The 11,630-nt window shown below is 66.3% G+C and carries 12 protein-coding genes and 1 pseudogene; 11 read left to right on the plus strand and 2 right to left on the minus strand.

The window, feature by feature from the left end:
• Window positions 1-80 precede the first annotated feature (80 nt).
• From ACOYJQ_RS10260 to ACOYJQ_RS10300, 9 genes are all read left to right on the plus strand, one after another.
• Entirely contained in the window at window positions 81-266 is a 186-nt protein-coding gene (locus tag ACOYJQ_RS10260) for a hypothetical protein (protein ID WP_433458168.1), read from the plus strand.
• Between the two features lie 41 nt (window positions 267-307).
• Window positions 308-1,801 (plus strand): 2-hydroxymuconic semialdehyde dehydrogenase, encoded by a 1,494-nt coding sequence (locus tag ACOYJQ_RS10265; protein ID WP_433458169.1) that lies wholly within the window; start codon window positions 308-310, stop codon window positions 1,799-1,801.
• Window positions 1,802-1,811: 10 nt separating this feature from the next.
• Entirely contained in the window at window positions 1,812-2,603 is a 792-nt protein-coding gene (locus tag ACOYJQ_RS10270; RefSeq protein ID WP_433458171.1) for a 2-keto-4-pentenoate hydratase, read from the plus strand.
• Between the two features lie 79 nt (window positions 2,604-2,682).
• Window positions 2,683-3,621 (plus strand): acetaldehyde dehydrogenase (acetylating), encoded by a 939-nt coding sequence (locus tag ACOYJQ_RS10275; protein WP_433458173.1) that lies wholly within the window; start codon window positions 2,683-2,685, stop codon window positions 3,619-3,621.
• A 1-nt stretch (window position 3,622) separates the two neighbouring features.
• Window positions 3,623-4,654: a 4-hydroxy-2-oxovalerate aldolase gene (gene dmpG, locus ACOYJQ_RS10280; protein WP_433458175.1), complete on the plus strand. Its 1,032-nt coding sequence runs from the start codon at window positions 3,623-3,625 to the stop codon at window positions 4,652-4,654.
• Entirely contained in the window at window positions 4,654-5,442 is a 789-nt protein-coding gene (locus ACOYJQ_RS10285) for a 2-keto-4-pentenoate hydratase (RefSeq protein ID WP_433458176.1), read from the plus strand. Before dmpG ends, ACOYJQ_RS10285 begins: the two co-directional genes overlap by 1 nt.
• A gap of 140 nt (window positions 5,443-5,582) precedes the next feature.
• Window positions 5,583-5,792, plus strand: coding sequence for a 2-hydroxymuconate tautomerase (locus tag ACOYJQ_RS10290; RefSeq protein ID WP_433458178.1), 210 nt, complete (start codon window positions 5,583-5,585; stop codon window positions 5,790-5,792).
• A 245-nt stretch (window positions 5,793-6,037) separates the two neighbouring features.
• Window positions 6,038-7,018 carry a catechol 2,3-dioxygenase gene (locus ACOYJQ_RS10295; RefSeq protein WP_433458180.1) on the plus strand — a complete coding sequence of 327 codons (981 nt, stop codon included), beginning with the start codon at window positions 6,038-6,040 and terminating at the stop codon, window positions 7,016-7,018.
• A 159-nt stretch (window positions 7,019-7,177) separates the two neighbouring features.
• Complete coding sequence (locus ACOYJQ_RS10300) at window positions 7,178-8,080, plus strand: LysR substrate-binding domain-containing protein (RefSeq protein ID WP_433458182.1); 903 nt, start codon at window positions 7,178-7,180, stop codon at window positions 8,078-8,080.
• Window positions 8,081-8,159: 79 nt separating this feature from the next.
• Here the strand turns inward: ACOYJQ_RS10300 and ACOYJQ_RS10305 are convergent, their stop codons facing one another.
• Together ACOYJQ_RS10305 and ACOYJQ_RS10310 are read right to left on the minus strand one after the other, a co-directional pair.
• Window positions 8,160-8,753, minus strand: a complete 594-nt coding sequence (locus ACOYJQ_RS10305) for a flavin reductase family protein (protein ID WP_433458184.1) — start codon at window positions 8,751-8,753, stop codon at window positions 8,160-8,162.
• Window positions 8,754-8,785: 32 nt separating this feature from the next.
• Window positions 8,786-9,364: an FAD synthetase gene (locus ACOYJQ_RS10310; protein WP_433458186.1), complete on the minus strand. Its 579-nt coding sequence runs from the start codon at window positions 9,362-9,364 to the stop codon at window positions 8,786-8,788.
• Between the two features lie 363 nt (window positions 9,365-9,727).
• On the opposite strand from ACOYJQ_RS10310, the gene ACOYJQ_RS10315 reads away from it, so the two are divergent.
• Both ACOYJQ_RS10315 and ACOYJQ_RS10320 read left to right on the plus strand, forming a co-directional pair.
• On the plus strand, window positions 9,728-11,311 hold the full coding sequence (locus ACOYJQ_RS10315) for a 4-hydroxyphenylacetate 3-hydroxylase N-terminal domain-containing protein (protein WP_433458187.1): 1,584 nt from the start codon (window positions 9,728-9,730) through the stop codon (window positions 11,309-11,311).
• An 87-nt stretch (window positions 11,312-11,398) separates the two neighbouring features.
• Window positions 11,399-11,630: pseudogene (locus tag ACOYJQ_RS10320) on the plus strand (phenol degradation protein meta); the annotation flags it as partial.

The following is an 11,630-nucleotide window of genomic DNA, read 5'->3' on the forward strand; positions in this document are numbered from 1 at the left end:
CTCTCATGCCCGGAGAGACCGTCCATCGGTTCGGGAAAGGCGGGTCGCGCGTTCATAGAACGCGATTCGTTGAAAATGGCGTGAAAAACATCCGGTCTCTCGCCGATCCCCGCATTCCCGACATCGATGGCGGCAAGGAGGACGCGCGCCGCCACCATATCATTGTCGGGCAAGGCAAAACAACAATCGTTCAAAAAAACGATATTTTTCTTTACAAACGATATTTCGAACGTATCCTCATTGTCATAGATCCGGCGGGCGCTTGACGATCCCGATCAAAAAGCCGGCTGGAGGAGGAGATGAACCGATGCATGACGCTGCCGCGCCCCTGCGCGCCGCGCTGAAGGAGCACAAGCTCTTCATTGACGGCCAGTACGCTCCCGCGACGAGCGGAAAGCTCTTCGACAAGTTTTCCCCGGTCGACGGTACGCTCATCGCCCGCGTGCACGAGGCGGGGCTCGAGGATGTGGACCGGGCCGTGAAGGCCGCCCGCGCCGCGCTTGCCGGGCCGTGGGGCCGGCTCACGGCGAAGGCCCGCTGCGACCTGCTGCTCGATCTCTCGCAGCGCATCGCCGCCCGCTCCGACGACTTTCTGGAAGCGGAAGTCGCCGACACCGGCAAGCCGCGCAAGATGGCGGCGGAGCTCGACATTCCGCGCGGAGCGGCGAATTTCGCCGTCTTCGCCGACATCATCAAGAATCTCGGTTCGGAGTTCTACGACACGCCCACCCATGACGGCCTCGGCGCCATCAATTACGGCGTGGTGCGCCCCAAGGGCGTGATCGGCGTCATCAGCCCGTGGAACCTGCCGTTGCTGCTGATGACGTGGAAGGTGGGGCCGGCCCTCGCCTGCGGCAACACGGTCGTCGTCAAGCCGTCGGAGGAGACGCCCGCCACCGCCACGCTGCTCGGCGAGGTGATGAACGATGTCGGCATTCCGCCCGGCGTCTACAACGTCATTCACGGCTTCGGGCCGGGTTCGGCCGGCGAGTTCCTCACCCGCCATCCCGGCGTGGACGGCATCACGCTCACCGGCGAGAGCCGCACCGGCGAGGCCATCATGCAGGCGGCCGCCGTCGGCCTGCGCGACGTGTCGTTCGAGCTTGGCGGCAAGAACGCCGGCATCGTCTTCGCCGACGCCGATCTCGACAAGGCGATCGAGGGCACGCTGCGCTCGGCCTTCCTCAACTCGGGACAGGTGTGCCTCGGGACGGAACGGGTCTATGTCGAGCGGCCGCTGTTCGAGCAATTCGTCGCGCGACTGAAGGAAGGGGCGGAGAAGCTCGTCATCGGCGCGCCCGGCGATCCCGGCGTCAACCTGGGGCCTCTGATCTCGAAGGAGCATCAGCGCAAGGTGCTCTCCTATTACGAGAAGGCGCGGGAACAGGGCGCGACCGTCGTGACCGGCGGCGGCGTGCCGGTGTTCGGCGATGCGCGCGACGACGGTTCCTTCGTCGAGCCCACCATCTGGACCGGGCTTGCGGAAGACAGCGCGCCGATCCGCGAGGAGATCTTCGGCCCCGTCTGCCACATCGCCCCGTTCGATACCGAGGAGGAGGCGGTGCGCCTCGCCAACGACTCGGAATACGGCCTCGCCGCCGCGGTCTGGACCGAGAATCTGGCGCGCGCCCATCGCGTCGCACCCCGGCTCGAGGTCGGTATCGTATGGGTGAATTCGTGGTTCCTGCGCGATCTGCGCACGGCCTTCGGCGGTTCCAAGCGCTCCGGCATCGGCCGCGAGGGCGGCGTGCATTCGCTCGAATTCTATACCGAGCGGTCCAACGTCTGCATCAAGCTGTGAGGATCACGAGATGAGCGGTGCATTTCCGCAGGCGCAATCCCTCGCCGACCGGCTCTCGCAGGCGGCGGAGCGACGCGAGCCCGTCGAGCCCGTCGGCGCGGAGATCGGCGATGCCGGCATCGACGGCGCCTATGCGGTGCAGGACATCAACACCGAACGGGCGCTGGCGGCCGGCCGGCGTCTGGCGGGGCGCAAGATCGGCCTCACCTCCGTCGCCGTCCAGCGCCAGCTCGGCGTCGATCAGCCCGACTACGGCATGCTGTTCGCCGACATGGAGGTTGCGGACGGCGCTCCCGTGCCCTTCGGGAAGCTGATACAGCCGAAGATCGAGGCGGAGATCGCTTTCGTGCTCCGCGCCGGTCTCGCGGGGGAGCACCTGACGCTGGCCGATGTCGTGAGTGCCGTCGACTACGCGCTGCCGGCGATCGAGATCGTGGATTCGCGCATCGCGAACTGGCGCATCGGCATTCTCGACACCATCGCCGACAACGCTTCTTCGGGTCTCTATGTGCTCGGCTCGCGGCCGGTATCCTTGCGCGATCTCGATCTGCGTCTCGCCGGCATGGTGATCGAGCATCGCGGCGAGCCGGTCTCGGTGGGCTGCGGCGCGGCATGCCTCGGCAATCCGCTCAACGCCGTGCTGTGGCTCGCGCGCACCATGGCGGGCGTCGGCCGGCCGCTGGCGGCGGGCGATGTCGTGCTCTCGGGCGCGCTGGGGCCGATGGTCGCCGCGAAGCCGGGCGAAACCTACGAGACGCGCATCGAGGGGCTGGGGACGGTGGCGGCGCGATTTGCGGCCTGACGGGCCGGGTCAGCCCGGTTTGCGGCCTGACAGCCGAGTTAGCCCGGTTTGCGGCCTGACAGCCGCCAGGGGAGGAAACATGACAAGGAAGAAAGTCGCCATCATCGGCTCCGGCAACATCGGCACGGACCTGATGATGAAGATCCTCAAGCAGTCCGACCGGCTGGAAATGGCGGCGATGGTCGGCATCGACGCCGCCTCCGACGGCCTGCAACGCGCCGCCGACAGGGGCGTCGCCACCACCCACGAGGGGCTCGCGGGCCTGCGGGCCCTGCCGGTCTACGGGGAAGTGGCCATCGTCATCGACGCGACGTCGGCCTATGCCCACAAGGAGCACCATCCGGTGCTGGTGGCAGACGGCAAGCAGGTCATCGACCTGACGCCCGCCGCCATCGGTCCTTACGTGGTGCCGGTCGTCAATCTCGACGCGCACATGGGCGAGCCGGCCGTGAACATGGTGACGTGCGGCGGGCAGGCGACCATTCCGGTCGTCCACGCCGTCCGCCGGGCGACGGACAGGCTGGTCTACGCCGAGATCGTCGCCTCCATCTCCTCGCGCTCGGCGGGGCCAGGCACGCGCGCCAACATCGACGAGTTCACCCGCACCACGGCGCGCGCCATCGAGGTCGTGGGCGGCGCGGAACGCGGCAAGGCGATCATCATCCTCAATCCGGCCGATCCGCCGCTCCTGATGCGCGACAGCGTCTTCACGCTCTCGCAGGGCGGCAGCGAGGAGGCCATCGCCCGCTCCATCGCGGAGACCGTGGCCCGCGTGCAGGCTTATGTGCCCGGCTACCGGCTGAAACAGGACGTTCAGTTCGAGTGGATCTCCGCCAACGATCCGGCCAACGTGCCCGGCATCGGCCCGGTGAGCGGCCTGAAGACTTCCGTCTTTCTCGAAGTCGAGGGCGCGGCCGATTACTTCCCGGCCTACGCGGGCAATCTCGACATCATGACATCGGCCGCCAAGGCCGTCGCGGAGCGCTGGGCCGAAACCGGCAGCGGAAGAGGGGTGTAAGATGGCGATCACCGATCCCGGCCGGATCTACGTTCAGGACGTCACCCTGCGCGACGGCATGCATGCCCTGCGCCACCGCATTTCGCTCGACAATCTGCGGGCGATCGCCGCGCGCCTCGACGCCGCCGGCGTCGACGCCATCGAGGTGACGCATGGTGACGGGCTCTCGGGCAGTTCCTTCAACTACGGTTTCGGCTCGCACGCGGATACCGACTGGATCGCCGCGGCGGCGGATGTCGTGAAGCGCGCGCGCATCACCGTGCTGCTGCTGCCGGGCATCGGCACGGCCGACGATCTGCGCAGCGCCCGGGACGCGGGCGCCCGATCGGTGCGGGTGGCGACCCATTGCACCGAGGCCGACGTCTCCCGCCAGCATCTGAAGGCCGCGCGCGATCTCGGCTACGACACCGCGAGCTTCCTGATGATGAGCCACATGGTGAGCCCGCAGGAGCTGCTCGCACAGGCGAAGCTGATGGAATCCTACGGTTCCGAATGCGTCTACGTGGTGGACAGCGCCGGCGCGCAACTGCCGGACGACATCGCCGCCCGCGTGCGGGCGCTGCGCGACGGCCTGAAGCCCGGGACGGAAGTGGGCGTGCATACCCACGAAAACCTGTCTCACGGCGTCGCCAATGCGGTGGCCGGCATCCGGGCGGGCGCGGTGCGCGTGGACGCCTCCCTCGCCGGGCTCGGCGCCGGCGCGGGGAACGCGCCGCTGGAGGCCACCATCGCCGTGCTCGACCGGCTCGGCATCGAAACCGGCGCGGACTTCGCGGCGCTGGCCGAAGCGGCCGACACGCTGGTGCGCCCGCTCCAGGAGCGCCCGGTGCGTGTGGATGCCGAAAGCCTGATGCTGGGCTATGCGGGCGTCTATTCCAGCTTCCTGCGTCACGCGGAGAGGGCGGCGGCGGCCTACGGCGTCAAGACCGGCGACATCCTCAAGGAGCTTGGCAACCGCAAGATGATCGGCGGGCAGGAGGACATGATCGTCGATGTGGCGCTCGATCTCAAGAAGCGGCAGGAGGCTGCGTGATGGCCGGGAATGCAACCGCGACGCCAATCGATCTCGAACAACTCGCCGGGCGGCTCGACGGCGCGGCGCTTGCGGCGACGGCCACGCCCCAGCTGCCGGAGGGGGCGGCGCTGACGCCCGCCGTGGCCTACGCCGTGCAGGCGCTCGTGGTCGGCAAGCGGCTGGCGCGCGGCGACACGCGCACCGGCATCAAGATGGGCCTCACCAGCCGCGCCAAGATGGAGCAGGTGAACGTGGACGAGGTGATCTTCGGCCAGTTGACCAGCGGCATGTGGCGCGAGGAAGGGGCGCCGGTGGCGCGCGGCGACTTCATCCATCCGCGCGCCGAGCCTGAAATCGCCTTCCTGCTGAAGAAGCCGCTCGAAGGGCGGGTGACGATCCCGGAAGCCGTCGCGGCGCTGGAAGCGGTGGCGCCCGCGGTGGAGATCATCGACTCGCGCTACGAGAACTTCAGGTTCGCGCTGGGCGACGTCATCGCCGACAACTCGTCGTCGGCGGGCTATGTGGTCGGCGGTTTCCACCCGCCGCACACGGACATCGCCAATCTGGGAATCGTGCTCTCCGTCAACGGCGAGGCGCGCCAGATCGGTTCGTCGGCGGCCATTCTCGGCCACCCGCTGCGCTCGCTCGTCGCGGCGGCGCGCATGGTTGCGCGGCTGGGCCTGCGGCTCAATCCGGGCGACATCGTGCTCGCCGGCGGCGCGACCGCCGCCGTGCCGCTCGCGGCCGGGGACCACGTGAGCACGGAATTCCAGAACATCGGCCGCGTTCAGTTCCTCGTGCGCTGAACGCCGTCGCAAGTACGACCGGCCGGGCCTCGTTCGGCCCGGCCGGCAATCGGAAACGGTCAACCGGCAGGCGCCGGGCACAATACCGGCAAGAACCGGGCCTGCAAGAACCGGGCTGGCCGTGCAAGGAGGAAACGAAAATGCCACTGGCGGAAATCACCCTGATCGAGGGGCGCAGCCCCGAGCAGAAGAAAGCGCTTTTTCGCGAAGTCACCGAAGCCATCGTGCGCGCCGTGGGTGCGCCGCCGGACACCGTGCGCATCGTCATCCGCGAGGTTCCGGCCGAACATTGGGCCATCGCCGGCATCTCCTACGCCGAGCGGCAGGCGAAGAAACCCGGCGGTTCCTGAAGCAACGCCGGCAGAAGAAAACGATAAAGCTTCAAATACGGGTCGGGTGCTTGTTATCCTGCAAGTATTCTTATCCTGCAAGTATTCTTATCCTCCAAGTATTTGCTCGGAAGCATCCGAATCCCGCCGCTTTCCCGCGCCTGTCCGGCCGACGACGGCCGTTGCCCGCGGGAACGAATGAGACCGTCCCCGGCAATGCGCGGGCGGCGTTCCCACAACCTTGTCCAGTAGAGGAAACGACCAAAATGACCTATAAGGAACCCATCTTCGACGTCGCTCAACTCTCCCATGTGGAAATCTTTTCTCCCAGGATGGACGAGAGTCTGCACTTCTTCAAAAACCTGCTGGGATTGTCGGAGACCGAACGCGATGGCAATTCCGTCTATCTCAGGGCTTATGAAGACTTTTACCACCACTCGCTGAAGCTCACCTATCGCGAGACGCCCGGCCTCGGTCATGTCGGCTGGCGCTCGAGCTCCCCGCAGGCGCTGGAGCGGCGCGTGCAGTCGCTGGAGGCTTCCGGGCTCGGCAAGGGCTGGATCGAGGGCGACAGGGGTTACGGCAAGGCTTACGAATTCGTGACCCCGGACGGCCATCCGCAGCGCATCCTGTGGGATGTCGAATATTATCAGGCGCCGGAAGATCAGAAGACGAAGCTGCTCAGCCGCCCGCAGCGCCGCCCCACGCGGGGCGTGCCGGTGCGCCGCCTCGATCACGTCAACCTGCTGGCGTCCGACGTGACGAAGAACAAGCAGTTCTTCATCGATCATCTCGGCTTCAACCTGCGCGAGCACATCGAACTGGACGACGGGCGCGAGGGCGGCGCGTGGCTGAGCGTGAGCCCGCTCGTGCACGAGATCGCCTTCCTCGGCGACCGCACCGGCAAGGGCAACCGCCTGCACCACATCGCGTTCTGGTACGGCTACCCGCAGCACCTCGCCGACATTTCGGACATCTTCGTGGAAGAGGGGATCAGGATCGAGGCCGGCCCCGGCAAGCACGGCGTCAGCCAGGCGATGTTCCTCTATGTGTTCGAGCCGGGCGGCAATCGCGTGGAACTGTTCGGCGACGCCGGCTATCTCATCTTCGATCCGGCGTGGAAGCCGCTCAAGTGGACCCAGGACCAGATCGAGGAAGCGATCATCTGGTTCGGCTCGCCGCTGCCCAACGAATACTTCATCTACGGCACGCCGCACGATACGCCGCCCTATCAGGCGGGCAAGTAACGGCTGCCGCCGGAACGAATGGAGCGCCGCCTTCGGGCGGCGCTCCGGCAAGCGGATTCCGTTCCGGAAAAGAGATTGTTCCAATAAAGGGAATGGAGCATTTCCGCCGGGGCTGAAAGAAGCTTCCGTTCATGAAAAACAGGTTCAGGGGGGAATGCAATGGACCTCAGACGGCTGACTTATTTCGTCGCCGTGGCGGAGGAACTCCATTTCGGTCGCGCCGCCGCGAGGTTGAACATCGCGCAGCCGCCGCTAAGCCGGCAGATCGCGCAGTTGGAGGCCGATCTGCGGGTTGTCCTGTTCGATCGCACGCGCAATCAGATCCGTCTGACCCAGGCCGGCGCCGCGCTGCTGGAACGGGGACGCGACGTGCTCGAACGTGTCGAGCAGACGATGCGCGACGTGCAGAGCATCGGGCACGGATCGAGCGGGCAATTGCGCGTGGCCTATGTCGGTTCCGCCGGCCATGGCGTGCTGCCCGATCTGATCCGCGCGTTCAGGACGCGGTATCCCGAGGTGGAACTGTCTCTTTCGGCCATGAACAACGTCGATCTGAAGCGGGCCCTGATCAGCCGCCGGATCGATGTCGCCATCGCCCGTCCGCATATCGAGGACGACGAGGTGCGCATTTACCGGCTGTGGGAGGAGCCGCTGATCCTCGCCTTGCCGGAGGAATCGCCCTTGCTGCTGGAGTCGGAAATCCGTCTCGGCGAGATATTGGCCCAGACCTTCGTGCTCTATCCGCGCCAGTCCGGGGCGGGCTACGCGGACCACGTTCTCGACACCTGCCGGCAGAACGGCGGCGTGCCGCAGGAGAGGGTTTTCGCGCAGGATTACCAGACCGCGATGAGCCTCGTGTCGGCGGGCGTCGGCGTGGCGGTGGTGCCTGCGTCCGTGGCGTGCTCCTGCCAGCACGGCGTCGTCTATCGCCCTTTCGTGGGCGTCAATCCCGGCACGGCGGTGTCGCTCAATGTCCGTCTCGACAATCAGGCGGTCCACGTCCGCAATTTCGTGACGCTGACCCGCGCCCGCCAGGCCGAACGCGCCGCGCACAGCGGATGACGGTTGCGCCGCCGGCGCATTTCCGGGCGCGAAGGCCGCATCCGCCTTCGCGCCCGGAAGCGCTTTATCTCCCCGGGTTTCAGGCTTTGTCCGCGACCTGGCCGATGAGGGCGGCGGGGGCGGGGTGCTGGTGAGCGATCTCGCCGAACTTGCCCTTGAAGAAGACGAGCGGCGCCCGCTCCGGCGCGGTGCGCAGCGCCCGCACCTGCCCCACGAAGATCGCATGGTCTCCCGCCTCGATGTCCTGCACGACATCGGCCGCGAAGGCCGCCGTCGCACGGCGCACCACGGGCAGCCCGTCCAGCTCCTCGAAAACGGCATCGAAGGCGAATGCGGGATCGGGCCGCCCGGCGAAATGCCAGGCGAGCTTTTCCATGTCGGCCGACAGGGTGCTGACGGTGAAACGGCCGCTTTCGCGGATCAGCGGCAGCATTTTCGCCTTTTCGGCGATCGAGATGGCGATGAGCGGCGGCGACAGCGAGATCGACATGAAGGCATTCGCCGTCATGCCGTGGTCCCGCGCGCCCAGCCGCGTGGCGATGACGTTGACGCCGGTGGCGAACAGGCCGCAGGCGTCGCGCAGGACGCGGGGATCGACGATATGCGGCTCCTGACGCAATTCCTGGCGCGCTTCCTGCGGGCCGGCGGTCCGGGAGTGGGAGAGGTGGCTCATGATGCTTTCTCGGGCTCCAAGAATTGTCGCTGCTATTGTCGCTGCGCGGTGCACGGGCCGAACCAGCCGAGCAGGGTTTCGGCGGCGTCGACCATGCCGCGGGCGCGCAACTGGCGGATGCGGCTGCTCGACACGATTTCCCCCTCGTCGCACAGCACGGGAGCGTGCAGGCGGGTATCGAACGTTCGCGCCAGCAGCGCCACGTCGCCGGCTTGCCCGGCGCCGAAGCGAAAATCGCCGCCGACCCATACCGATGACGGATTGAGCCGGGCGACGTCGTTGAGGAAAGCGCCGGCGGAGCGCTTGCGATATGTTTCGTCGAATGTCGTGACGACGATGTGATCCGGCTGCCAGAAGGCGATGCGATCGAGTTTCTCCGCCAGCGTGGTGAGCTGTTCGGCGCGTCCGAAGAACGCTTTCGGCGGCGGATCGAAAGTCCACACCACCGATGGCGTCCCGGATGCCCGCGCGGCGGCGACCGCCTGACGGATGAGCGCCTGATGCCCCCTGTGAACGCCGTCGAAGGCGCCGATGGTGACGACGCTCGCCGAAAGCGTCAGTTCGCCGTCGGCGTGAACCTGCGGCCTTGCTGAAGCCGAACCGATTTCCATGGCGTCCTCCCGATGCCGACGCGGGTTCTCGTGCCGATGCGGGTTCTCGTGCCGATGAGAGTTCTCGTGCCCGCTTGTCTTACCGGCAGGAACGACGATAGCCGGACGGCGGGACGCATGCCATGCGTATTTAAGTATCACACGATACCTTGTGGCGCCATGTCATGCTGTCCTACCGTGTTGGCAAGCAGAACGGATATCGCCTTCCAGCTTAAAATCGCCAGATAACCGTAAAGGTGCGATCTGCCCGATGTCTTTCGGCAGCGGCGCGCGCCGGTTCTCATGGCGACGACGCCAAGGAGCGCCGTTCCTGGCCGGTGTCGCCATCCGGCCCTGCAAGACAATATTTCCGGGAGGACAAGCATGACGAACGCCGCAATTCGCGCCGCCGGGACACCGGCCGCAACGACCAACGCCTATACGGGCGCGGAATATCTCGACAGCATCCGCGACGGGCGCGAAATCTACATCTACGGCGAGCGGGTGAAGGATGTCACCACGCATCCGGCGTTCCGCAATTCCGCCCGCATGGTGGCGCGCTGGTACGACCGTTTCCATGAGAACAAGGCGGTCATCGGCGTGCCCTCCGACAACGGCTCCGGCACGCTGACGCATCCGTTCTTTCAGGGGTCGCGCACCTCGGAGGATCTGGTGCGCGCGCGGGATGCGATCGCCGATCTCCAGCAGGTCTCTTACGGCTGGATGGGCCGCGCGCCGGATTACAAGGCGTCGTTTCTCGGCACGCTCGGCGCCAATTCGGCATTCTACGGCGATTATGCCCGGAATGCGAAGAACTGGTACAACCGCACCCAGAGCCGCCTCGATTACTGGAACCACGCCATCGTCAACCCGCCCATCGACCGCCAGCGCGCCGTCGAGGAGGTGCGCGACGTGTTCATGCATGTGGAAAAGGAAACCGATGCGGGCGTCGTCGTCTCCGGCGCGAAGGTGGTGGCGACGGGCTCGGCGCTCACGCACGCCAATTTCATCGCCCATTACGGCGTTCCGATCAAGGACAAGGCGTTCGCCCTGATCTTCACGTCGCCGATGGACGCCGAGGGCGTGAAGCTGATCGCCCGCACGTCCTACGAGTTCAACGCCGCCGTCACCGGATCGCCGTTCGACTATCCGCTCTCCAGCCGTCTCGACGAGAACGATTCGATCCTTGTCTTCGACAAGGTGCTGGTGCCGTGGGAGAACATTTTCATTTACGGCGATGTCGACAAGATCAACAACTTCTTTCCCGCCTCGGGCTTCGTGCCGCGTTTCACCCTGCACGGCATCACCCGTCTCGCCGTGAAGCTCGACTTCATCGCCGGCCTGTTCTCGATGGCGGTGGAGGCCACCGGCGCGAAGGATTTTCGCGGCGTCCAGACGGCGGTGGGCGAGGTCATCGCCTGGCGCAACCTGTTTCACGGCCTCTCCGACGCCATGGTCAAGTCGCCGGTGCCGTGGCCGGGAACGGATGGTTACGTGCTGCCCAATCTCGCGTCCGCGCTGACCTATCGCGTGATGGCCCCGTTGGCCTATTCGCGCATCAAGGAGCTGATCGAGCGGCATGTCGCCTCCGGCCTGATCTATCTCCCCTCCAGTTCGGCCGATTTCGAATGCGAGACGATCCGCCCCTATCTGGACCGCTTCGTGCGCGGCTCCAACGGCTATGCGGCGCTCGACCGGGTGAAGCTCCTGAAACTGCTCTGGGATGCCATCGGCACGGAGTTCGGCGGCCGGCACGAGCTGTATGAACTCAATTACGCCGGGAATTATGAAAACGTCCGCATCGAGACCCTCGCGGCGGCTGCGGCGACCGGTGAACTCGCGGCGATGCAGGATCTCGTGAAGCGCTGCATGGGCGAATACGACCTTTCCGGCTGGACCGGCAGCGACCTCATCAATCCCGACGACATCAACATCATCAGCCGGGGGCTCGTGCAGCAACGCCCGTGAGCGGCACGCGCCGGAACGGCCGGAAGCGCCCCGCCGCTCCGGCCGCGCCATAAAAAGAATCTGCGGAATGAAAAAATGGGGGGATCAATGACGGGCACCACGAAGAACGGCGGAAGACGGCGCGAAACGGCGGCGAAAGCCGGGCGCGGGCTTGCCGCCGGCCTCGCCTGCGCCTTTTCGGTTTTCGGCGCGGCGGATCTGCATGCCTACGACCTGCCGACGGTCAATCTCGGCCTCACCAGCTTTCTGGACGGCGCGCCGCCGTCCGGGCCGGGCTGGTATGCCGCGCAGTATTTCCAGTATTACACGGCGAACAGGC

It is taken from the genome of Pseudochelatococcus sp. (genome assembly GCF_050946405.1).
Lineage (GTDB): Bacteria > Pseudomonadota > Alphaproteobacteria > Rhizobiales > Beijerinckiaceae > Pseudochelatococcus.

Bases quoted from the DNA above. Each gene is read 5' to 3' on its own strand.
- dmpG (WP_433458175.1), top strand. From the start codon at position 3,623: ATGGCGATCACCGATCCCGGCCGGATCTACGTTCAGGACGTCACCCTG.
- ACOYJQ_RS10310 (WP_433458186.1), bottom strand. From the start codon at position 9,364: ATGGAAATCGGTTCGGCTTCAGCAAGGCCGCAGGTTCACGCCGACGGC.
- ACOYJQ_RS10315 (WP_433458187.1), top strand. From the start codon at position 9,728: ATGACGAACGCCGCAATTCGCGCCGCCGGGACACCGGCCGCAACGACC.
- ACOYJQ_RS10300 (WP_433458182.1), top strand. From the start codon at position 7,178: ATGGACCTCAGACGGCTGACTTATTTCGTCGCCGTGGCGGAGGAACTC.
- ACOYJQ_RS10305 (WP_433458184.1), bottom strand. From the start codon at position 8,753: ATGAGCCACCTCTCCCACTCCCGGACCGCCGGCCCGCAGGAAGCGCGC.
- ACOYJQ_RS10295 (WP_433458180.1), top strand. From the start codon at position 6,038: ATGACCTATAAGGAACCCATCTTCGACGTCGCTCAACTCTCCCATGTG.
- ACOYJQ_RS10265 (WP_433458169.1), top strand. From the start codon at position 308: ATGCATGACGCTGCCGCGCCCCTGCGCGCCGCGCTGAAGGAGCACAAG.
- ACOYJQ_RS10275 (WP_433458173.1), top strand. From the start codon at position 2,683: ATGACAAGGAAGAAAGTCGCCATCATCGGCTCCGGCAACATCGGCACG.
- ACOYJQ_RS10285 (WP_433458176.1), top strand. From the start codon at position 4,654: ATGGCCGGGAATGCAACCGCGACGCCAATCGATCTCGAACAACTCGCC.
- ACOYJQ_RS10270 (WP_433458171.1), top strand. From the start codon at position 1,812: ATGAGCGGTGCATTTCCGCAGGCGCAATCCCTCGCCGACCGGCTCTCG.
- ACOYJQ_RS10290 (WP_433458178.1), top strand. From the start codon at position 5,583: ATGCCACTGGCGGAAATCACCCTGATCGAGGGGCGCAGCCCCGAGCAG.